This is a genomic window from Phenylobacterium sp., assembly GCF_004297125.1.
GTDB lineage: Bacteria > Pseudomonadota > Alphaproteobacteria > Caulobacterales > Caulobacteraceae > Phenylobacterium.
Map to the genome: position 1 here is coordinate 344,204 of NZ_SCVD01000039.1, position 20,970 is coordinate 365,173.

Consider the following 20,970-nt stretch of genomic DNA (forward strand, 5'->3'; position numbering starts at 1 on the left):
CGCCACCGCTCCCGGTTCAGCGAGGATCAGCCCGCGGGCCCTCGCCCAACCTATCGCGCGTCTGGGGCGCCCAGCCGCCCCTCACCCTACCCTCTCCCCTCTCGCTTCGCGGGGGGCGAGGAGGTCAGTGCTGCGGCTTCAGCGAGAAGGTGAAGGCGGCGACCGTGTCGTCGCGGGTCTGCTGGCCGAAGATCATGTGGCGGCCCTTCACCTCGCGGTGGATGACGCCGAACGAGGACTGGACGTCGCCCTTGCGGAAGCCCACGCCGACCTGGGCGTCGCCGACCAGGGCGCCGGTGGCGTCCGTGCTCCAGCCCGCGCGGTCCCAGCCGTGCTCGCCGCGCAGCATGTTCAGGCCCACGGCCCGGCCGCTGGCGGCGGCGAACAGGTACCAGCGGCCCTGGTCGCCGAAGCTGGCGCCGTCCTTGACCCCCAGGTCGCGGAGCTGCTCCAGGGCGCGTTCGCCGCGGGACTTGGAGACCGTCAGCGTGGCGCCGCCCTCGGCCCGGGTGCCGAAGCTGCCGACGCCGAAGCCGGCGTGCGGGGCGATGTCGAAGGCCAGCTTCTCCGACCGGAAGCTGACGGCCTTGGGCCAGCTTCTTACCAGGGTGACGTCGAAACGGTCGTTTTCCGGGGCGAAACCCGGCATCCGCTGGGGGCTGCCGACGTTGATGCGCAGGGAATCCACCGGGCCGCCGGCCCGCTCGGAGAGCCGGACCTCGCTGGACTGCCACACCACCACCGCGGTGGTCGGCGCGAAGGCGGCGTCCTTGAGCGCGGCGTGGCTGATTTCCGTGGTGAGGTCAGGCGTGACGACCTGGGCGGCGGCGCCGTCGGCGGCCGCCAGTCCCAACGCGATGGCAAAATGCGCCCACATACGCATTCGCATCTCCCATCCCACGTCCGTGCAACGTGGTCCCCATGGGCATAGTTCGCCGTGCAGCCGCAGGTCGCAAGACCAAAATCGTCGCAGGCGAATTGCGGCAGGCTTAACGCCGATCGCGGAGGCGCCGGCGCCCCGGGCCTACTGGCAGGCGAGGCACTCCTCGTAGTCGGTCTTGCCCTCGGAATGCACCATCGCCGCCATCACCTCGCCCCCGGCGTGGCTCGCCCGCTGCACCGACTTCGACCGCAGATAGTAGAGCGACTTGCACCCCCGCTCCCACGCCTGCCAGTGCAGCATGTGCAGGTCCCACTTATCCACATCGCCGGGCAGGAAGAGGTTCACCGACTGGGACTGGCAGATGTCGGGCGTTCGATCCGCCGCCAGCTCCACCACCCAGCGCTGATCGATCTCGAAGGCCGTCTTGTAGATGTCCTTGTCGTCCTGGCTGAGGAAGTCGAGATGCTGCACCGAGCCCTCGTTCTCCAGGATCGAATCCCAGACGGCCGCGGTGTTGTGGCCGGTCTGGTCGAGCAGGCGCTCCAGGTAGGGGTTCTTGACCGCGAAGGTGCCGGACAGGGTCTTGTGGCTGTAGATGTTGGCCGGGATCGGCTCGATGCCGGCCGACGTGCCGCCGCAGATGATCGAGATCGAGGCGGTGGGGGCGATCGCCAGCTTGTGGCTGAACCGCTCCATCACGCCGCGCTCGGCCGCGTCCGGGCAGGGGCCGCGCTCGGCGGCCAGCTTGCGGGACGCCGCGTCGCACTGGCGCCGCAGGGTCTTGAAGAGCCGCATGTTCCAGCTCTTCGCCATGGCGCTCTCGAACGGAACGTTCTGCGCCTGCAGGAAGGTGTGGAAGCCCATGAGGCCGAGGCCGACGGACCGTTCCCTGCGGGCGGCGTAGACGGCGTTCTTCATCTCCGGCGGCGCGCGGACGATGAAGTCCTCCAGCACGTTGTCGAGGAAACGCATGACGTCCTCGATGAACGTCGGGTGGTCGCGCCATTCCAGGAACGTCTCGGCGTTGACCGAGGACAGGCAGCAGACGGCGGTCCGCTCCAGGCCCTGATGGTCCTTGCCGGTGTGCAGCATGATCTCGGAGCACAGGTTCGACTGGCGCACCGACAGGCCCAGCTCGCGCTGGTGCTGCGGCATGGCGCGGTTCACCGTGTCCGAGAAGATCAGGTAGGGCTCGCCGGTCTGCAGGCGGATCTCGAGGATCTTCTGCCACAGCGAGCGGGCGTCGACCTCGCGGACGACCTCGTTGTTCTTCGGGCTGCGCAGGCCGAACATGGCCCCGTCGCGGACGGCCTCCATGAACTCGTCGCTGATCGAAATCCCGTGGTGCAGGTTCAGGGACTTGCGGTTGAAGTCGCCGGAGGGCTTCCGGATCTCCAGGAATTCTTCGATCTCGGGGTGATGGACGTCGAGGTAGACCGCGGCCGAACCCCGGCGCAGCGAGCCCTGGCTGATCGCCAGGGTCAGCGAATCCATCACCCGGATGAAGGGGATGATGCCGCTGGTCTGGCCGGCGCCCTTCACCTTTTCCCCGATGGAGCGCACGCCGCCCCAGTAGGTGCCGATGCCGCCGCCGTTGGAGGCCAGGGCCACGTTCTCGTTCCAGACGCCCTGGATGCCTTCCAGGCTGTCCGGCACGGCGTTCAGGAAGCAGGAGATCGGCAGGCCGCGGTTCGCGCCGCCGTTCGACAGCACCGGCGTCGCCGGCATGAACCACAGGCGCGAGATGTAGTCGTAGATCCGCTGGGCATGGTCGGCGTCGTCGGCGTAGGCCGTGGCCACCCGGGCGAACATGTCCTGGTAGCTCTCGCCCGGCAGGAGGTAGCGGTCCTCCAGCGTGGTCTTGCCGAAGTCGGTCAGCAGGGCGTCGCGGTCGCGGTCGACCTCCACCTTGCGGACCAGTTGCAGCTGCGGCCGCACCGGCGCCGAAGCAACCCGTTCAGAAGTCTCGGCAATCCCAACCTTCGCCGCTTCACTCATGTCCCTGCCTATGCCCCTCGATGGAGAGCGCCCTCGCCCTCCCCTATATGTTGTGGTCCAGCCCCCGAACCAACCCACATATGGGGCACTTGTCCGCTCGACTCGTCAATGAGGCGGGGTCTCCGCACACAGACTTTTTCGCTAATGAGACGTTAACGCGCAGGGGCCCCCTCTCGGTGGAGTCCGTCGCCCGAGTCGGCCGCTCACGACAGTGTGAACACCTACCCGGTCAGTGGCCAAACCAGGGCGATCAGGGCCGTGCCGACGACCAGCACGATCAGGGTCAAGGGCGCCCCCAGCCGCGGATAGTCTATGAACCGATAGCCGCCGGGCGCCATGACCAGGGTGTTGCACTGGTGGCCGATGGGCGTGAGGAAGTCGCAGGCCGCGCCCATGGCGACCGCCATCAGGAACGGGTCGGGCTGCAGCCCCAGCAGCTTGGCCAGGCTGGCCCCGATGGGGGCCACGATCAGCACGGTGGCGGCGTTGTTGAGGAACGGCGTGGCGGCCATGGCCACGGCCATCACCGCCCCCAGCGCCAGGATCGGCGCCTGGCCGCGGAACAGGTCGGCCAGCGTCTGGGCGATCAGGTCGGCGCCGCCGGTGGCGCGGATCGCGTCGCTGACCGGGATCAGGCAGGCGATCAGGACCAGCAGCGGGCCGTCCAGCGCCGAATAGGCCTCCCGCATCCGGATCGCGCCGATCGCCACCATCAGGGCGGCGGCGCCGAAGAAGGCGATCGCCACCGGGGCGATCTTCAGCGCCACCAGCACCATGGCGGCCCCCAGGATCACGGTCGGCGCCACCGCGTGCCTTATGCCGCCCAGCCGCACCTCCCGCTCGGCCAGCGGAAGCAGGCCCAGGGTCTTCAGCACGCCCGGCAGGGCGCGCTCGGCGCCCTGCAGCACCACCACGTCGCCGGACCGCAGCTTCAGGGTGCGAAGCGCGCTGGTCACCCGATAGCCGCTGCGGCTGACCGCCAGCAGATTGACGCCGTGGGTGGTGTGCAGGTCCTCCTGCTTCGCCGAGCGGCCGACCAGGATCGAGTCCGAGCCGACCACCGCTTCGACGATGCGGACCTCCTCGGTGGGTTCGTCCATGGCGATGGGGCGGTCCGCCCGCGTCAGGCGCAGCTTCAGGCGCGCGATCACGTCGTCCAGCGCCTGGTGGTCGCCTTCCAGCAGCAGGACGTCGCCGGGCCGGATGCGGGTGTTGGCGTGCGGCGAGGCCTGGCGCGCCCCGTCGCGCAGCAGCGCCATGACCGTCACGTCCCCGTTGGCCAGCCGGCGCAGCCTGCCGACCGTCGTGCTGCCCGGATCCCAGGAACCCGGAACTTCCACCTCGGTCACATAGGGGTTGGCCGACAGCGCCGCGTCCATCGCCTGGGGCGTCGGACGGTTCGCGGGCAACAGGCGGAAGGCGAACGCCAGGAACACCAGCCCCACGGCCGTCACGCCCAGGCCGACGGGGGCGTAGTCGTACATCTCGAACGGCTTGCCCAGGATGTCCTGCCGCACCTGGGAGACGATGATGTTGGGCGAGGTGCCGACCAGGGTCACCGTGCCGCCCAGCAGGGCGCCGAACGACATGGGCATCAGCAGGCGCGAGGGCGGCGTCCCGGTTCGCCGGGCCACGGTGAGGGCGATCGGCATCATGATCGCCAGGGCGCCGACGTTCTTGGTGACCATCGACAGCACCGTCACCGCCCCGGCGAACAGCATCACCTGCGAGGCCTGGCTCTTCAGGTGCGGCAGCAGCGGCCGCAGCACCATCTCCACCACCCCGGACTTGGCGAACGCCGCGCTGACGATCAGGGCGCAGGCGATGATGACGGTGATGTCGTTCTTGAAGCCGTCGAACGCCGCCTTGGCCGGCACGATGTTGAGCGTCACGCCCACCAGCAGCGCCAGCACCGCGATCACGTCATATCGCCACCGGCCCCAGATGAAGCCGATGATGGTCACGCCCATCAACCCGAAGGCCAGGGCTTGCTGCAGCGTCATGAAGTCCCTCGAACTGTCCCGCCTGCCTAGAACGCAAGCAGGGCCGTTCGGCTGCGCGCGCCGTCAGGCCGCGGCGGCGGCCTCCCGCTCCCGGGCCGGGCGATAGCGGTCCAGCCAGTGCGCGTAGGGCGCCGGCAGCGTCGCCCAGGCCGCCTTCTCCACCCCCAGCTCCCGGGCGGCGCGGTAGGGCCAGTGCGGGTTCTCCAGCAGCGGCCGGCCCAGCGCCACCAGGTCCGCCTGCCCCGAGGCCACGATGGCCTCGGCCTGCGCGGGCTCGCTGATGTACCAGCTGGTCGCCGTGGGAATCCCCGCCTCCGCCCGCACCCGGCCGGCCAGCGGCGCCAGGAACCCCGGCCCCCACGGAATGGCCGCGTCGTTGGCGGTGAACCCCATGGAAACGTCCGCCAGGTCCAGCCCCTCGGCCTTCAGCCGGCGCACATATTCCAGCGACTCCTCGAGATCATCCCCCTCGGCGAACTCGATCAGCCCCAGGCGCGCGGTCAGCGGCAGGTTCGCCGGCCACACCGCGCGGACGGCCCGCACCGTCTCCACCGCGAAGCGGATGCGGTTCTCGAAACTGCCGCCGTACCGGTCCGTGCGATGGTTCGAATGCTTGGAGAAGAAGCTCTGCGCCAGGTAGCCGTGCGCCAGGTGCAGCTCCAGCCAGCGGAAGCCGGCGTCGCGCGCCCGGCCCGCCGCGGCCACGAAATCGGCCTGCACCCGCTGGATATCCTCCACCGTCATCTCGCGCGGAACCCGCCACAGCCCGCCGCCCTGGGCCACGGCCGAAGGGCCCAGGATCTCCCAGGCCCGCGGATCGTCCTCGGCGATATGGTCGTCGCCCTCCCACGGCCGGTTGGCGTTGGCCTTGCGCCCCGCGTGGGCGATCTGGATGCCGGCCACGGCGCCGCCGGCCTCGATCAGCCCGACCGCCCTGGCCCAGAGCGCACCTTGCTCGTCGCTCCAGATGCCCGCGTCAGCGGGCGTGATCCGGCCCTCGGGCGACACCGCCGCGGCCTCGGCCACCACCAGGCCCGCCCCGCCCCGCGCCAGGCCGGCCAGGTGCGAGAAGTGCCAGTCGTTGATCCGGCCGTCCTCGGCCGAATACTGGCACATGGGCGAGACCATGATCCGGTTCCGCAATGTCACGTCCTTGAGCGTGAAGGGGTCGAAAAGCGCCGGCATCGTGCTTATCTCTCGTTCGTTGTTCGCTTGTTCGAATAATCTCGAACAAGCACCAGATAGGAAGCCAGCGCGAGGCCGCAAGGGATGAGCCGCATTCATCATCCGCCCCCCGAGGCGTTCGAGCTGACGCGCATGCTCCACGCGCTCAGCGATCCCGTGCGCCTGGAGGTGGTCCGCTCCCTGGCCCGGAACGGCGAACAGACCTGCGCCGCCCTCGACGGCGACCGGCCGAAATCGACCATGTCCCACCACTTCCGCGTCCTGCGCGACTCAGGCCTGGTCGAGACCCGCGGCGAACGCACCGCCCACCTGAACCGCCTGCGGCGCGAGGAGGTCGAGGCCCGCTTCCCCGGCCTGCTGGACGCCGTGCTGCGGCCCGAGAGCTAACGCCGCCGCCTTTACCTCCCCCGCGAAGCGGCGGGAGGGGGACCGCGCTTTACCTCCCCCATTGCGGCAGCAATGGCGGGAGGGGGACCGCCCGCCGCAGAGCGGGTGGTGGAGGGGGCGAGCCTCAGTTGCTGACTTCAGCCCAGCCCGGTCCATCCGCCGAGCTCCCCGCTCGCCCCCTCCACCAACCGCTCTCCAGCCCGCTACGCTGGCTTCGGCGGCCGGGCCCCCTCCCGCCGCTCCGCGGGGGAGGTGAAGACCCCGTCAGGAGGCCGCCGCCAGGCGCCTCCCCTCCATTGATCTCACGGCAGATGCGAGCCTGTCTCTCAAAGGCAGTCAAGGTCGCGCCCCCCGGCGCGCCGCCCCGCGGTCGCCCTCCGGGCGAACCTTGAGGGCCTTGGAGAGGCAGGCAAACTGGCCGCCACGAGATCCATGGCTGGATCTGGCCGCGGTCGCTCGTTCAGGGAATTGGGAGCAGGTTTCCGGTCCCAAGTTCTCGTTATGACTCAACTTAGAGGTTCGGAGTGTCTGCTGCGGCGCAGACCACTCCGGAGACAAGCACCTCCTTCGGCGCTCCAGTGATCAGGTGAGTGCCGCAACCAGGGTCGGATGAATTCTAAGGGGAGCGTCTGGGTCTGCCGTGATGAGCGCTGCGAGATATTGGCGCTTGTAACCGCAGTCAAAAATGAACTTGGTGCTCGGACCTTCGACGACTCCGAGACTTCCGTTCCAGAGCATAATATCGAGAAGCTTATCTACGATCTTGGGATCGGGTAGCCTCTTACCAGCGATGTACTTGAATTTGTGAGCCGTGAGGCCAACGCCCGTTTGCAGAACTTCGAATAATAGGTCCGCGCTGTTCGGCACCAAATCGGCGATTTCGCGATCCAGGTCCTCGATGACCTGCCAGCCAAGCTCCTTCAAAGCTGCGAAGTAGTCGGACTCGTCGATCCGTTCCCGTCCGAATGTGATCGCTCGACGACGTGCGATCTCGAACAGGCGGATGAGATAGCGAGGACGCATTAAGCTGCCGTCGACCAGGAAGTCGAGCGCTGGCTTACCGCCCACATGGGACGTGGACGCACGCGCCCACAAATCGTCCCACGGCATCTCCACCCGCGTTCCTGAGGTCACACGGGTCTCGAACATCATCTTCAGGAGATCGCGATCCGACCACTCTAGGCTCTGAACGGACAACTTTCCGTAGTCGGCCATTCCGCGGATCAAGAACTCGTAGACGTCGCTGCGAACAAAGATCGCCCAGCGAAAATCGAGGTGCCGCCTCGTGAGTTTCCGGGTGATCTCCTGCATTGACTCTATTAGGCCCACGACGATCAGTGCATCGTCCTGTGTGAATCCGCCTGGGGTCCAGAAGCGGTCCAGGTTGTCGAGCAGGAAAAAGACGAACCCCTTGACCCTGAGGTAATCTGACACCGTTTCCCGCAGCTCGTGGAGGTCTCGGCCGTAGACCACCTGCAGCACCTGCGAGGAATCCATGTGCTTGGTATCAGCCGCCGGCGCAGCCTTTTGGAACCGTTCGATAATCCGCTCCGATAGGCGCCTGAGGCGTTCGGAAAAATCACCGGCGCCGGTATCCACGCGAGACTGGAATAGCGTCTCCAGCTTCTGGTAGCGCTCCAGCAGGGCAGGATCTCGATAGGCGCGCGTCTCGTCCTTCTCCAACAGCTTGTATGCGATCTCCAGCCACAGAACGTATTCCCAGAAGGCGGCGATGACCTCCTTGCGGGCGCCGAGGGCCAGCTGATCAAGGATGAATTCCTTCATCTTCACGAGCTGGTATCCATCGGGGATCAGGTCGATGATGATGTTGTCTTTGTTCGCCCTGGTGCGGTCACGCACTTGCAAGAAGACCGCTGTTTTCCCGCTCCCCTTCCGCCCAACCAATACATTGGCTTCGCCGTTTAGAGCGCGCTGGTAGCCTTCGGTCTCAAGGAAATAGTGCCCGAGGCCAGCTGCTTCGTTCTCGGCGGTCGGGTCGCCGCAGGAGACCAGCTCTAGGATGCTCGCCTTGGACGAGTGCGTCTGAACGAAATCATGTTGGAGGTCCGCCACTTCGTCGCGGAATGATCGGACGGCCTTCTCAATGTCACTGAACTGGAACCAGCGGGTCGCTTGGTCCTGCAGGTCCAACGGCAACCGGGTAGTTTCATGGGCGAATAGGCGCGCGGGAATGCCGCGGCCCCGCGCCAACCCGAAGATGAATGCTGCTCGCTCGTTGTTCCGAATGATCTCTTCGCTGGTCCCCTCGACCCATGAGGCGATGACGCCGTAAGATGACGTCGCCTTCTCGTAAGCTTCACGGGCGTCTAAGCGGCTGATTTCCCAGGGATTGAAATTCCGATACCGCAGCCGCGCGATCTTCTTTACGGAACTCGTGATCCGCAACGACCAATCCGTTGGGTTATTTGGCTGCAGTACGAAGAGTGGTTGGTCACGGTTCTTGGGCAGGTCCGGCCAAGGTGTGCTTTGGTCCCGTTTCCCGAGCACCTTCACTAACGAGGCTTCCATGCCGTACTCGTCGTGACCGAGCGTATCCAGCAAGCCGATGTCTTTGACAGCTTTCATCGGCAAATGGGTCGACCGGATTAAGCGGACTGGTTTACCGAGGCCAATAGCAAAACCAATCTCGTAGGTGACGTTGGCATTCACGACGGAGATGTCGCCAATGAACGTGTCTGCACGCTGAATCCAGCCTTCGACCGACTCCGAAATCGGGAATCCTGACGTGTCACGTTCTGACCAGGGCAGCAGTTTGCGCCCATCGTTAGAGGCCGCCTCAGCTGCCCGCCGGATCATTTCACCGTGGAAGTTGTTGCCGGAGGCGTAGGCGACGAAGACTTCGATCATGGAGGGCTGCTTGGCCTGACGTGAAGCTGCCACCCTCGCCCGATTCGCATGCACAAAAGCCGCGCCTCCGAATCGTCCGCGTTCCGGTGTTCTTGTGTTCGCTCGGTCCGTCTCACGCCCGGCTTTAGACGGAGCCAAGGGCCGCAACTGGCGTCCCGCGGTCGCACAGGCGAAACGGGAGCGAGGCACAACTGCGCTTTGCGATTGGCGGGTGAGCCAGCTAGGTTCGCGTCGGCAAGCGCGGGTGGGCTAACCTGGTGACGATCGAGGAATTTCTAGGTGGCCCGACGTTTCGATACGTCATCTTTCCTGCGTTTAGCGCGGGCTCCGGAATTCTTCTCAAGTGCGCTACGCGCCACGACAGCTACGCCTTCTTCAGGAAAGAAGATATGGCAGTTGGTCCGCAACTCATGCTTACAGCCGCGCTTACGTATGTGATCATCACCACCGATCGGGCGCGCGAGCTAAGTCGGATCAACGATCAACTAAAAGCAACGCTGACCATCAAGCCATTGCAAACCCAGCAAATTGGGGAGTTGCAGGCCGCGGCATACGCTGCTTCACAGCCTATAACCCTGGCAGCTTGGCTTCTTCTCTGTTTGATGCTGCTGCTGTGGGGAACCGTCACCATTGTGAAACGATGGGGATGGCAGTCGGAAGCCGAGCTCAAGCCAATGCTCGGCATCGCGCTCCCGCTCGGCCTCGGCGTCCTATCACTGATGATCGTATTGAAAGCGGCGGGACGATGAGCGGCCGCAGACGCGCGTTCGATTTGATCAATGCAGGGGCTCCCATTGCCGCCGCGGTTTTGGGGTTGCTGGGGGCACTCGCCCAGTTCGCTAGCGATACCGCATTCAATGAGGCCGCGCTTGCAGCGGTAGTGACTGCAGTGACGGTCGCGATCGGTGCGCTTAGCCTTTACATCGCTCGAGCATCTAAGCGGCTATCGCATCATCCTAGGGTTTTCATCTCTTATTCATTCGAGAACAAAGATGAAGCGAGGAAGGTGAGCCAAGCTTTGGAGGGCCGGGGAGCGGTTGTCTGGTTTGACGAGAATGCTCTTAAGCCTGGAGACGACCTGCACGCGTCTATCCGCTCGGCTATCGAAAGTTCAAACAGCGTCGTCGCCATGCTCTCGTCGCGAGTTGGAGAACACGCGTTGCGAGAACTGAGGGAAGCCGCAGCGCGTCATGTGCCGGTCTTTGCCATCCTTAGTCCCGATACTGAAAAAGCGGCCGTCCTAGCGAACTTGCCGAACATCTCGGTTTTGAGCGTGTCCGACCCTGAAGCGATCGCGTCGGCGGTCCTTGCAGGCCGATAGAGCCGCCTCGCCCCCACCCCCCTTACCCCTCCAAATTCAACAACGCCGGATCACCCCCCTGCGCGGTGATGTTCACGCTCACCGCCCGCTCCACCGCATACCGCAGCAGCGCATGCGGCCCGCCGGCCTTCGGGCCCGTGCCCGACAGCCCCTCGCCCCCGAACGGCTGCACCCCCACCACCGCGCCGATCATGGACCGGTTCACATAGGCGTTGCCGGCCGGGACGGTGCGCTGGACCTCCTCGGCGAAGGCTTCGATGCGGCTGTGGACGCCCAGGGTCAGGCCGTAGCGGGCCTGGACCAGCGGGGCGGCGGCCCTGGCCAGCTTCGCCGGGTCGTAGCGGACCACGTGGAGGATCGGGCCGAACACCTCCTTCTGCAGGAACCCGGCGTCCGGGATCTCGGCCAGGGTGGGGGCGAAGAAGTGCCCGCCCGAGGGGATCGGCAGGCGGCCCAGGATCTTGGCCTCCCGGCCCAGCTTCTCGACGTGGGCCTCCAGCGAACCTTTAGCGTCCGCATCGATCACCGGGCCGATGTCGGTGCGCGGGTCGGAGGGGTCGCCGACCACCAGGGTCTGCATGGCGCCCTTCAGGCCCTCGATCAGCAGCTCGGCGGTCTCGTTGGGCACGAACAGCAGGCGCAGCGCCGAGCAGCGCTGGCCGGCCGAGCCGAAGCCCGAGATCAGCACGTCGTCCAGCACCTGTTCGCGCAGCGCCGTGGTGTCGACGAACATGGCGTTGAGGCCGCCGGTCTCGGCGATGAAGGGGACGATGGGTCCCTGCCGCGCCGCGAGCGTGCGGTTGATCGCCCAGGCGGTGTCGGTGCCGCCGGTGAAGGCCACGCCGTCGCAGCCCGGATGCGCGGTCAGCGCCGCGCCCACGGTGGCGCCATCACCCGGCAAGAGGTGAAGGAGTTCGGCCGGGACGCCGGCGGCGTGGAACAGCTTGATGGCCTCGGTGGCGACGATCGGGGTCTGTTCGGCGGGCTTGGCCAGCACGCCGTTGCCGGCGGCGAGCGCCGCGGCGATCTGGCCGGTGAAGATGGCCAGGGGGAAGTTCCAGGGGCTGATGCAGACGAAGACGCCGCGGCCATGCAGACTGAGCTGGTTCGTCTCCCCCACGGGCCCGCGCATGGTCTCAGGCGTCGCGAACTGCCGCTCGGCCAGGTAGGCGTAGTAGCGGCAGAAGTCGGCGGCCTCGCGGACCTCGGCGATGGCGTCGCCAAGCGTCTTGCCGGCCTCGCGCACGCAGATCGCGATCAGCCGGTCGCGGTCGGCCTCCAGGGCGTCGCCCATGGCGCGGAGCACCTTGGCGCGCCCCTCGCCGCCCCGCAGGTCCCAGGCGGGCTGGGCCGCCTTGGCCGCCGCGAAGGCCCTGTCCACGTCCGCCGTGGAGGCCGGCCAGACCTGGCCGATCTTGTGGGAAAGGACGGTCGGCGACACGGCCGCCTGGCCCGCGCCGTCCTTGACCAACCTGCCGCCGACGATCGGAGCGCCTTCCAGCATCTCCTCGTCCAGGGCCGTGATGGCGATGGTCAGGCGGTCGCGCACGGCGGCGACGGAGAGGTCGAGGCCGCCGGAGTTGCGGCGGCCGGGGCCATAGAGGTCGCGCGGCAGGGGGATGCGCGGGTGCGGGCCGGCGCCGGCCCCCTCGACCGCGGTGATGGGGTCGACCACCACCTTCGACACCGGCGTCTTCTCGTCCAGCAGGGCATGGACGAAAGAGGTGTTGGCGCCGTTCTCCAGCAGCCGGCGCACCAGGTAGGGCAGCAGGTCCTCATGGCTGCCGACCGGCGCATAGACGCGCAGCGGGAAGTCGCCGTAGCGGTCCCTGGCCGAGGCATAGAGCGCCTCGCCCATGCCGTGCAGGCGCTGGAATTCCGGGCTCAGGCCCATCTGGCTGGCCATCAGGCGCACGGCCGCGAGCGTGTGGGCGTTGTGGGTGGCGAACTGGCCGTAGAGGTGCGGGGCGGCGCTGAGCAGGGCGCGCGCGCAGGCCAGGTAGGAGACGTCGGTGGCCGCCTTCGTCGTGTAGACGGGATAGCCGTCCAGCCCGGCCACCTGGGCCCGCTTGATCTCCGAATCCCAGTAGGCGCCCTTCACCAGGCGGACCATCAGCCGGCGGCCGCTGGCGCGCGCGATGCCGGCGACGGCCTCGATCGTCTGGGGTCCGCGCTTCTGGTAGGCCTGGACCGCCAGGCCCAGGCCGCGCCAGGCGCCGAGCGAGGGTTCGCGGGCCAGCCGGTCCAGCAGCTCCAGCGAGATGGCCAGGCGGTCGGCTTCCTCCGCGTCGAGGGTGAAGTTGATGTCGGCCTCGGCGGCGATCTGGGCGAGGCGCACGAGGCGGGGATAGAGGTCGGCGAACACCCGCTCGGCCTGGCGCGCCTCGTAGCGCGGCGACAGGGCCGAGAGCTTCACCGAGACCCCGTGGCCGCGTTCGGGGCCTTGCCCCTTGGCGTGCCTGGCGACGCTGCGGATGGCGTCGGCGTAGGCCTTTTCGTAGCGGTCGGCGTCGGTGTCGGTGCGGGCGCCCTCGCCCAGCATGTCGAAGGAACAGACGAAGCCGTCGGCGCCGGCCCGCTTGATCGCCTTCTCGATGGTGGCGCCCAGGACGAACTGCTCGCCCATGATGCGGACCGCGGCGCCCACGGCGCGGCGGATCACCGGCTCGCCCAGCCGCCCGGCCAGGCGCTTGATGAAGCCCGGCAGGTCGTCGCGGGCTTCCTGGTCCGGGTCGATGATCTTGCCGGTCAGCATCAGGCTCCAGGTGGAGGCGTTGACCAGCATGGAGTCCGACTGTCCGGCGTGGCTGGACCAGTCGGCCGAGGCGATCTTCTCGGCGATCAGCTTGTCGCGGGTCTGTTCGTCGGGCGTGCGCAGCAGGGCCTCGGCCAGGCACATGAGGGCCAGGCCCTCGCGGGTGGAGAGGCTGAACTCCTGCAGGAAGCTCTCGACCACGCCCTGGCGGTCGGCGGTCTTCCGCGCCGCACGGACCAGCGCCTCGGCCTCGACCTGCACCGCCTCGCGGTCCTGCAGGGAGAGCGGCCTGGCGGCCAGGATCGCTGCCAGCGTCGTACGTTCGTCGGCGAATTTCGCCATGTCCAGGTGATCGAACGCCATCTGCTTCTCCATGCTTGAGACCGTACGGAGTAATCGACCCTTCACCGAATGTGCTACGGTAGATCGGAACCTTCCCCGAAGAACGTCGGCCCGGAGCTCTCGATGTCGAATAATCTACGGCTGGACGATACCGACCGCCGGCTCCTGCGGACCCTGCAGGCCGACGGGCGCATCAGCAACGCCGAACTGGCCGAGCGCTGCAACCTCTCGCCCTCGGCCTGCTCGGACCGCGTCCGGCGCCTGCGCGAGAGCGGCTACATCACCGGCTTCGCGGCCCTGGTCGATCCGGAGAAGGTCGAGCGCGGGGTGCTGATCTTCGTGGAGGTGGTGCTGGACCGAACCACCCCCGAGGTGTTCGAGACCTTCGCCGCCGCGGCGCGGCGCGCGCCCGACATCCTGGAGTGCCACATGGTGGCCGGCGGCTTCGACTACCTGATCAAGTCCCGGGTGCGCGACCTGGCCGCCTGGCGGACCTTCCTGGAGGAGGTTCTGGTCCGCATCCCCGGCGTCCGGGAGACCCGCACCTATGCGGTGCTGGAAGAGGTCAAGTCGACGACACAATTGCCGATCTAGCGCCCACAAGAAAAGGGCCCGGTGTCGCCACCGGGCCCTCAACCTTAGTCGCTGTCTTGGATCGAGTTAGAAGTTGATGTCGATCGTCGAACGGCGGTTCAGCGGTTCCTTGACGCCGTCGCCGGTGGCGACCGCAGGCATGGTCTCACCCTTCCAGTCGACGGAGAGGGCGGTCTGGTTCACGCCCGAGCCGACCAGGGCGTCGGCCACGGCCTTCGCACGGCGTTCGGACAGACGCACGTTGTAGGTCGCCGAACCGGAGGTGTCGGCATGGCCCACGACGACCACGCGAGTGGCGTTGCCGCCCTTGGCGTAGTTGGCCGCGTCGCTGATCACCGCCTGGGCTTCCGGCGTGATCACGTACTGATCGAACGGGAAGTAGACGATGAATTGCTTCGCCTCGTAGGCCGGCGGAGGCGGCGGCGGGGGCGGGGGCGGCGGAGGCGGGGGCGGCGGAGGCGGCGGAGGCGGCGGGGGCGGAGGCGGCGGGGGCGGCGGAGCCGCGAAGAGGTACCGCAGGCCCAGCGTCACCGACTGGTCCTTGTATTCGCCCGAGAACACGCCCGGCTGCAGGCCGGTCGCCAGGCTGCCGGTGGACGTGAAGTCCAGGTCCGAACCGGCCAGGTAGCGGTAGGTCAGGTCGACGCTGAGCTGGTCGGTGGCCTTCCAGGCCAGACCGGCGATCAGCTGATAGGCGAAGGCCGTGTCGGAGTCGTCGATGTTCAGGTTCTGGATGGCGTTGGCCGCCGTCACTGGAGCCGGGATGTTCGAGAACTGACCCGTGACGTCCATCTTGACGTGGTTCGCGCCGATGCCGGCCCCGATGAACGGGTTCAGCACCGAGCCGGGCAGGATGTCATAGATGACGTTGCCCATGACGGTCCAAGAGGACACGTCGCCATCGGGCGAACCGCAGGCCGGCGAAGCGGTGGTGCGCGTCACGTTCGGGGTGCAGAGGCCGACGACGGCCTGGTTCGAGCCACCACGCACCGACTCGATGTCGCCGCTGCGGTAGCCGACTTCCAGTTCGACGCGCCAGTGGTCGTTCAGTTGATAGCCGAGACGGGCGAAGCCGGCCCAATCATCTTCCTGGTTGAAATCCCACTGATAGGGAGCGCCGTTCGCGGCATTGTTGGACGACGTGGTCTCGAGCGAGTCGGGCCAGTGATAGCCAAGGTCGACAGCGCCGTACCAGCCTTCTTGCGCGGAGGCGCCGGACGCGGCGAACGCCGCCGCCATCGCGACCCCAGCCAGGAGTTTCAATTTCATAATTAGAGCCCTCTCGTTGCCCTCAGGTGGTGCGGCCGTTTGACCCAGCCGCCGTTATATCAAGGACCAACCGTTGCGAAAGTGTCGCTGCTGCCACACTCCGCGCCCAATTTGGTCAGCTTTCCCAAGCTCTACCAGGACGCCAGCCGCTTCATCCCCTGCCAATGACAGGATTTGCACGGGATCGCCAGCACAGTCGTCCAAACGGCCCGTCCGGCAGGCGCCGCACGGGCCAATCCTCATCTGCCAAGACCTCCGCGAGTCTGCAACGCACGCGAGATCGCGTCCGTCGAGTTCTGACGAAAGTCGTTGGCGTTGTTTGTAAAGGCGTTGGAACGACGCAGCACAAGGCGCGAACTCTCGTCCGCGCGCCGACCGTCCGGTTCCCAACGTCCTGAACTCATGCAGCCCAATCCCCGGGGGTTCCCCCTCGTATGCCCGCCGAAACGGATCAAGGTTACGCTTGGTTCCCTTCGCATGAACCTGGGATGAAATTTTTCCGGCACCGCAATGCAGGCGCCGTTCAGGCGTCGCGCTCGCGCTGGAACCGACGGGCCCGGCCCCCCAGGGACTCGGGCCGATTCAGGGCCTTCCGGAATTCGTCCCGCCGCTCGTGGATCGACGCGATCACCAGGCCCATCGGCACGCCGATCTCCACGAGCACCGCTTCGGAGAGCTGCAGGCTGGCCTCGACCGTCTCGGGCACGGCGTCAGTGGCGCCCAGGTCATAGAGCCGTTGTGCGTGACGCGCGTCGCGGGCGCGGGCCACGATAGTCAGGTCGGGGCGCAGGCCGCGGGCCACGGCGACGATGCCCTCCACCCCTTCCGGATCGTCCATGGTGACCACCAGCGCCGGCGCGTCGGCCAAGCCGCAGCGCATCAGGAATTCTTCCCGTGCGGCGTCGCCGAAGTAGATCGCTTCGCCCGCGCGACGCCCCTGCTCCACCAGCCTGGCGTCGAGTTCGGCGCCGACCCAGGGAATCTCGTGGCGGCGAAGCATGTCGCCCACCAGCCGGCCGACCCGGCCATAGCCGACCACCAGCACCTTGGGCTCGGTGTCGGAGTCGGCTTGGCCCTCGGGCTCCGGCGGCAGTTCGCTGGGCGCGATCTTTCGGCCGCCCAGCCGCAGGCCCAGCTGGGCCAGGAAGGGAATCGAGAACATCGAGAGGGTGGCCGCGACCAGGGCGGTCTGGCCGACGGTGCGCTCCACCAACCCCTGGTCCATCGCCTGGCCGAGGATGACGAAGGCGAATTCGCCGGCGCCGGCCAGCAGCAGGGCCGCCTCGATGGCCGCGCGCGTCTTCAGGCGGAACGCCTTGGCCAGAAGGAAGACCACCAGACAGTTCATCGTCACGAGCCCGGCCGCCGAGCCCAGGATCACCAGGGGGCGGTCGAGCAGGAGGGGGACGTTCAGCCCGATCCCCACCGAGATGAAGAACATCCCCAGCAGCAGGCCCTTGAACGGCTCGACCCGCACCTCGACCTCGTGCCGGAACTCGGTCTCGGCCAGCAGCAGGCCAGCCACGAACGCGCCCAGCGCCATGGAGAGGCCGGCCAGCGCGCTGACCAGGCCTGCGCCCACCACCACCAGCAGGGACGCGGCGAGGAACAATTCCTCGCTCTTGGCCTTGGCGACCGAGCGCAGCATCGGGCGCAGCAACAGGCGGCCGAACAGGAACAGCGCCGCGACGCCGGCGATCGCAGGCAACAGCGACAGCAGCATCGACGGCGAGAACGGCTCGTCCGATCGCCGGCCCATCAGCGTCAGCGTCACCAAGATGGGGGCCACCGCCAGATCCTGGAACAGCAGCACCGAGAAGGTCGCCCGGCCGGCCATGGCGTGCTGGCGCTTCTGTTCCGCCAGGATGGGCATGACGATGGCGGTGGACGACAGCGCCAGCGCCGCGCCGATGGCGATCGCGGCGGCCGGCGGCTGGCCCATCATCAGCGCGGCGAGGGCCGTGACAGTCAGGCAGAGGGCCACCTGCAGCGCGCCCATGCCGAACACGTAGCGGCGCAGCGACCGCAGGCGCTCCCACGACAGCTCCAGCCCGATGGTGAACAGCAGGAAGACCACCCCGAGCTCGGCCAGCTGGGCCAGCTCTCCGGGATTGTCGATGGTGAAGGCGTTCAGCCAGGTGACCTCGTGGGCGAGGCTGCCGAGGCCATAGGGCCCGAGGACGACGCCGGCGCCCAGGAACCCCAGGATCGGGCTGACGCGCCATCGACGGAACAGCGGGACCACGACGCCGGCGGTCGCGAGGAACAGGACGACATCCTTGTAGGCGCCAGGCTGAACGTGGCCTTCCATCAGGTCTCCGATTTTTCGATAGGCCCAATATGGCAAAGCCGGACGGCTTGCGTAATCCCGCGATCGGTTTAGGACGCCGGTTTGTGGGATTGCCGGCTGATCGAGCGAAGATGGAGCGCGCCGAGCGCAGGGCGATGATCGCCCTGCTGGCGGTGTTCGCCCTGTTGGTGCAGTCGCTGATCCCGGCCTTCGCGATGGCCGCCCCCGCGGCCGCCGGCGAGATGCTGATCTGCACCCAGATGGGCCTGCAGACCGGGCCCGGCGACACCGGCGCGCCGGCGCAGCAGCATTCGTGCAAGCACTGCCTTTGCCCGGCGCCGACCACCGCTCCGCCGTCGGCCCCCGCCGCGCAGCGGATCGTCTATGCGGCGACCCAGGCGCCTGACGCCCCGAAGCCGCAGCGACTCACCCCGCCGGCCCGCGCACCGCCGCGGCCCCCCGGCCAGGGCCCACCGACCTCCTACGCCTGATCGACGTCGCCGGCGCGCGGATCCCGCGCGCCCGTCATCCTGCGTTTGGAGTCCATTCCCATGTCCATGACTTGGCGCGCGCTGCTGCTCGCCGCTTCCGCCCTGCCTGCCGTCGCCCACGCGGAGGCCGAGGCCCCGCCCACCGTCGACACCGTGATCGTCACCGGCGCCCGCAATCCCGAGGACCCGCCCGCCGTCGCCGACGCCCGCAAGCGGCTGTCCGAGACACCGGGCGCCGTATCGGTCGTCTCGGCCGAGTCCTACGAGAAGCGATTCGCGCTCGCCCTGGACGACGTGCTGCGCGACGTCCCGGGCGTCTATGCCCAGCGCAAGTGGGGCGGCGACATCCGCATCTCGATCCGCGGCTCGGGAATCGGCAACGCCAACCACAACCGCGGCCTGCTGATCGCCCAGGACCGCCTGCCCCTCAACGAGGCAGACGGCTATGGCGACAGCCAGTCGATCGACCCGCTGATCGCACGGTTCACGGAGGTCTATCGCGGCGGGAATGCGCTCCGCTTCGGCGGCGCCCTGCTGGGCGGGGCGGTCAATGTCGTGACGCCCACGGGCAAGAACGCCGGCTATGAAGACCTCGTCCGGATCGATGGCGGCAGCTACGGCATGCTGCGCGAGCATGCGGCCGTCGCCCGCGTCCATGGCGACTGGGACGTCTTCGCGGCCGCCACCAACCAGACCGGCCAGGGTTACCGGCCGCAAAGTCAGCAGAACATCCAGTTCGGGGCGCTGAACGTGGGCCGCAGCTTCGGCGAAGACCGCGAGGTCCGGCTGGTCGTCAACGGCTGGAACATCAATCAGGAAATCCCAGGCGCGCTTACCCGGCCGCAATTCGACACCGATCCGCGCCAGGCGGCGGCCGGAAACTACGCCAACGACCAGGGCCGCAACCAGCGGGGCCTGCGCGGTTCCCTGCGTGCGACCTGGCGGCTCTCGGACAGCACCGTGCTGGAGGCCGGCGGCTACGCGGTGTGGAAGGACCTCGATCACCCGATCTTCCAGGTGATCGACCAGCAGAGCCGCAACTACGCCGCCTTCGCCCGGCTGGACTGGGAGGGCGAACTGGGCGGCATGCGCGCCGACGCCTACGGAGGCGTGTGGGTCCGCACCGGCGACCTCGACTCCAACTTCTACGGGAATGTGAAGGGCGCCCGGGGCGGTCCTACCTCGCGCACGCTGCAGAACGCCGACGCCACCGACGTCTTCGGCGAGGGCCGGTTGTTCGTCACGGACCGTCTTGCGGTGGTCGCCGGCGGGACCTGGGGCCAGGCCAGGCGCGACTATACGAGCTTCGCGATCCCAGGTGTCGCCGGCACGATCAACCTGAAGGCCAGGAAGGACTATGATTGGGTGGCGCCGCGCGTGGGCCTGCTCTGGGAGGGCGGCGACGGGGTCCAGGTGTTCGCGAACGTCACCAAGTCGGTGGAGCCACCGAACCTGGGCTCGATGTCGCCCACCAATCTGGGCTTCGCCCCCGTGAAGGCGCAGGAGGCCTGGACCGCCGAGGTCGGGACGCGTGGGCGGCGCGGTCCGCTCCTGTGGGACGTCACGATCTACCGCGCCTGGCTCGACAGGGAACTGCTGCAGTACACGGTGGACGCCAACACCCCGGCCTCGACGCTCAACGCCGACAAGACCCTCCACCAGGGGATCGAGGCGACACTGGACTGGCAGGTGGTCGCGGGCCTGCGGCTGCGGCAGACCTACACGCTCTCGGACTTCAGGTTCGACGGCGATCGCCAGTACGGCGACAACCGCCTGCCCATCGTGCCCAAGCACTTCTACCGGGCGGAGCTGCGCTACGATCACCCGGCCGGCTGGTTCGTCGCGCCCTCGGTGGAATGGTCGGCCTCGAAGATCCAGGTGGACTATGTGAACCGGACCCAGGCCCCGTCCTACGCGGTGCTGAACCTGAACGCCGGCTACGCGGTCAACGAGCAGATCACGCTGTTCCTCGACATCCGCAACCTGGCGGACAAGGCCTACATCTCCAATGTCCAGGCGCAGATCCGCGCCCAGCCCGCCACGGCGGCCTATTGGCCCGGAGACGGGCGCTCTGTGTTCGGAGGCCTGCAATGGTCGTTCTGAGACGTCTGGTCCTGGTCACAGCCCTGGGCGTCGCCGCGCCGGCGCTGGCCCACGTCACCGTGCAACCCACGACGGCCCCGGTGGGGGCCTACCAGGTGCTGCGTTTCGGCGTCGGGCACGGGTGTGGGGACAAGGCCGCCACCACGGCCCTTCGCGTCGAGATCCCGGCCGGTGTCTCCGTCGCTCGGCCCCAGCCCAAGCCGGGATGGAAGCTGGAGATCGTTCGCTCCGGCGAGACCGTTTCGGCGATCGTCTGGCGCGGCCGCCTCGCTCCCGATCAGTTCGACGAGTTCGTCGTCCTGACGAAGCTGCCGGCCGCGGCGGGGCCCCTGGCGTTCCCGGCGATCCAGTCCTGCGGCGCGCAGGAGAACCGTTGGACCGAGACGCCCCCGCCCGGCGCGCCGCGGCCAAAGTTCCCCGCCCCGTTCATCACCCTCACCCCCGCCGCGCCCGAAGGCGGCCATGATCATGCGCATTAGGA

General features: G+C 67.8%; 15 protein-coding genes. 7 read left to right on the forward strand and 8 right to left on the reverse strand.

The window, feature by feature from the left end:
- Nucleotides 1–124 precede the first annotated feature (124 nt).
- From EPO51_RS26395 to EPO51_RS26410, 4 genes are all read right to left on the reverse strand, one after another.
- Nucleotides 125–883 carry a lipid A-modifier LpxR family protein gene (locus tag EPO51_RS26395; RefSeq protein ID WP_293356968.1) on the reverse strand — a complete coding sequence of 253 codons (759 nt, stop codon included), beginning with the start codon at nucleotides 881–883 and terminating at the stop codon, nucleotides 125–127.
- Nucleotides 884–1,024: 141 nt separating this feature from the next.
- Nucleotides 1,025–2,881, reverse strand: coding sequence for a ribonucleoside-diphosphate reductase subunit alpha (locus EPO51_RS26400; protein WP_293356970.1), 1,857 nt, complete (start codon nucleotides 2,879–2,881; stop codon nucleotides 1,025–1,027).
- A 221-nt stretch (nucleotides 2,882–3,102) separates the two neighbouring features.
- On the reverse strand, nucleotides 3,103–4,884 hold the full coding sequence (locus EPO51_RS26405) for an SLC13 family permease (protein WP_293356972.1): 1,782 nt from the start codon (nucleotides 4,882–4,884) through the stop codon (nucleotides 3,103–3,105).
- Between the two features lie 63 nt (nucleotides 4,885–4,947).
- The gene (locus tag EPO51_RS26410) at nucleotides 4,948–6,069 is read right to left on the reverse strand and encodes an NADH:flavin oxidoreductase/NADH oxidase (RefSeq protein WP_293356974.1); all 1,122 of its coding nucleotides are present in this window, start codon (nucleotides 6,067–6,069) and stop codon (nucleotides 4,948–4,950) included.
- An 84-nt stretch (nucleotides 6,070–6,153) separates the two neighbouring features.
- Between EPO51_RS26410 and EPO51_RS26415 the strand changes: the two genes are divergently transcribed.
- Complete coding sequence (locus EPO51_RS26415) at nucleotides 6,154–6,456, forward strand: ArsR/SmtB family transcription factor (RefSeq protein ID WP_293356976.1); 303 nt, start codon at nucleotides 6,154–6,156, stop codon at nucleotides 6,454–6,456.
- A gap of 582 nt (nucleotides 6,457–7,038) precedes the next feature.
- On the opposite strand, the gene EPO51_RS26420 is transcribed toward EPO51_RS26415, so the two are convergent.
- Nucleotides 7,039–9,324: a P-loop ATPase, Sll1717 family gene (locus EPO51_RS26420; RefSeq protein ID WP_293356978.1), complete on the reverse strand. Its 2,286-nt coding sequence runs from the start codon at nucleotides 9,322–9,324 to the stop codon at nucleotides 7,039–7,041.
- A gap of 257 nt (nucleotides 9,325–9,581) precedes the next feature.
- On the opposite strand from EPO51_RS26420, the gene EPO51_RS26425 reads away from it, so the two are divergent.
- Together EPO51_RS26425 and EPO51_RS26430 are read left to right on the forward strand one after the other, a co-directional pair.
- On the forward strand, nucleotides 9,582–10,073 hold the full coding sequence (locus EPO51_RS26425; protein ID WP_293356980.1) for a hypothetical protein: 492 nt from the start codon (nucleotides 9,582–9,584) through the stop codon (nucleotides 10,071–10,073).
- Entirely contained in the window at nucleotides 10,070–10,645 is a 576-nt protein-coding gene (locus EPO51_RS26430; RefSeq protein ID WP_293356992.1) for a toll/interleukin-1 receptor domain-containing protein, read from the forward strand. Before EPO51_RS26425 ends, EPO51_RS26430 begins: the two co-directional genes overlap by 4 nt.
- A gap of 22 nt (nucleotides 10,646–10,667) precedes the next feature.
- Here the strand turns inward: EPO51_RS26430 and putA are convergent, their stop codons facing one another.
- On the reverse strand, nucleotides 10,668–13,763 hold the full coding sequence (gene putA / locus EPO51_RS26435; RefSeq protein ID WP_465246641.1) for a bifunctional proline dehydrogenase/L-glutamate gamma-semialdehyde dehydrogenase PutA: 3,096 nt from the start codon (nucleotides 13,761–13,763) through the stop codon (nucleotides 10,668–10,670).
- A 102-nt stretch (nucleotides 13,764–13,865) separates the two neighbouring features.
- Here putA and EPO51_RS26440 point away from each other — a divergent pair, with 102 nt between their 5' ends.
- A complete protein-coding gene (locus tag EPO51_RS26440; RefSeq protein WP_293356995.1) occupies nucleotides 13,866–14,336 on the forward strand; it encodes a winged helix-turn-helix transcriptional regulator in 471 nt (156 codons plus the stop codon).
- A 66-nt stretch (nucleotides 14,337–14,402) separates the two neighbouring features.
- Here the strand turns inward: EPO51_RS26440 and EPO51_RS26445 are convergent, their stop codons facing one another.
- Nucleotides 14,403–15,605, reverse strand: coding sequence for an OmpA family protein (locus EPO51_RS26445; RefSeq protein WP_293356997.1), 1,203 nt, complete (start codon nucleotides 15,603–15,605; stop codon nucleotides 14,403–14,405).
- 523 nt (nucleotides 15,606–16,128) lie between these two features.
- Nucleotides 16,129–17,916 carry a cation:proton antiporter domain-containing protein gene (locus tag EPO51_RS26450; RefSeq protein ID WP_293356999.1) on the reverse strand — a complete coding sequence of 596 codons (1,788 nt, stop codon included), beginning with the start codon at nucleotides 17,914–17,916 and terminating at the stop codon, nucleotides 16,129–16,131.
- Between the two features lie 110 nt (nucleotides 17,917–18,026).
- Between EPO51_RS26450 and EPO51_RS26455 the strand changes: the two genes are divergently transcribed.
- From EPO51_RS26455 to EPO51_RS26465, 3 genes are read left to right on the forward strand one after another with little or no spacing between them, the layout of a single operon-like run.
- Nucleotides 18,027–18,386: a DUF2946 family protein gene (locus EPO51_RS26455; RefSeq protein ID WP_293357001.1), complete on the forward strand. Its 360-nt coding sequence runs from the start codon at nucleotides 18,027–18,029 to the stop codon at nucleotides 18,384–18,386.
- 60 nt (nucleotides 18,387–18,446) lie between these two features.
- On the forward strand, nucleotides 18,447–20,489 hold the full coding sequence (locus tag EPO51_RS26460; RefSeq protein ID WP_293357003.1) for a TonB-dependent receptor family protein: 2,043 nt from the start codon (nucleotides 18,447–18,449) through the stop codon (nucleotides 20,487–20,489).
- Nucleotides 20,477–20,968 (forward strand): YcnI family copper-binding membrane protein, encoded by a 492-nt coding sequence (locus tag EPO51_RS26465; protein WP_293357005.1) that lies wholly within the window; start codon nucleotides 20,477–20,479, stop codon nucleotides 20,966–20,968. Before EPO51_RS26460 ends, EPO51_RS26465 begins: the two co-directional genes overlap by 13 nt.
- The last annotated feature ends 2 nt before the right edge of the window (nucleotides 20,969–20,970 follow it).

Excerpts from the sequence above, each read along its gene's own strand:
- EPO51_RS26410 (WP_293356974.1), bottom strand. The coding sequence starts at position 6,069 with ATGCCGGCGCTTTTCGACCCCTTCACGCTCAAGGACGTGACATTGCGG.
- EPO51_RS26465 (WP_293357005.1), top strand. The coding sequence starts at position 20,477 with ATGGTCGTTCTGAGACGTCTGGTCCTGGTCACAGCCCTGGGCGTCGCC.
- EPO51_RS26440 (WP_293356995.1), top strand. The coding sequence starts at position 13,866 with ATGTCGAATAATCTACGGCTGGACGATACCGACCGCCGGCTCCTGCGG.
- EPO51_RS26445 (WP_293356997.1), bottom strand. The coding sequence starts at position 15,605 with ATGAAATTGAAACTCCTGGCTGGGGTCGCGATGGCGGCGGCGTTCGCC.
- putA (WP_465246641.1), bottom strand. The coding sequence starts at position 13,763 with ATGGCGTTCGATCACCTGGACATGGCGAAATTCGCCGACGAACGTACG.
- EPO51_RS26450 (WP_293356999.1), bottom strand. The coding sequence starts at position 17,916 with ATGGAAGGCCACGTTCAGCCTGGCGCCTACAAGGATGTCGTCCTGTTC.
- EPO51_RS26455 (WP_293357001.1), top strand. The coding sequence starts at position 18,027 with ATGGAGCGCGCCGAGCGCAGGGCGATGATCGCCCTGCTGGCGGTGTTC.
- EPO51_RS26400 (WP_293356970.1), bottom strand. The coding sequence starts at position 2,881 with ATGAGTGAAGCGGCGAAGGTTGGGATTGCCGAGACTTCTGAACGGGTT.
- EPO51_RS26415 (WP_293356976.1), top strand. The coding sequence starts at position 6,154 with ATGAGCCGCATTCATCATCCGCCCCCCGAGGCGTTCGAGCTGACGCGC.
- EPO51_RS26430 (WP_293356992.1), top strand. The coding sequence starts at position 10,070 with ATGAGCGGCCGCAGACGCGCGTTCGATTTGATCAATGCAGGGGCTCCC.
- EPO51_RS26395 (WP_293356968.1), bottom strand. The coding sequence starts at position 883 with ATGCGTATGTGGGCGCATTTTGCCATCGCGTTGGGACTGGCGGCCGCC.
- EPO51_RS26460 (WP_293357003.1), top strand. The coding sequence starts at position 18,447 with ATGTCCATGACTTGGCGCGCGCTGCTGCTCGCCGCTTCCGCCCTGCCT.
- EPO51_RS26405 (WP_293356972.1), bottom strand. The coding sequence starts at position 4,884 with ATGACGCTGCAGCAAGCCCTGGCCTTCGGGTTGATGGGCGTGACCATC.
- EPO51_RS26420 (WP_293356978.1), bottom strand. The coding sequence starts at position 9,324 with ATGATCGAAGTCTTCGTCGCCTACGCCTCCGGCAACAACTTCCACGGT.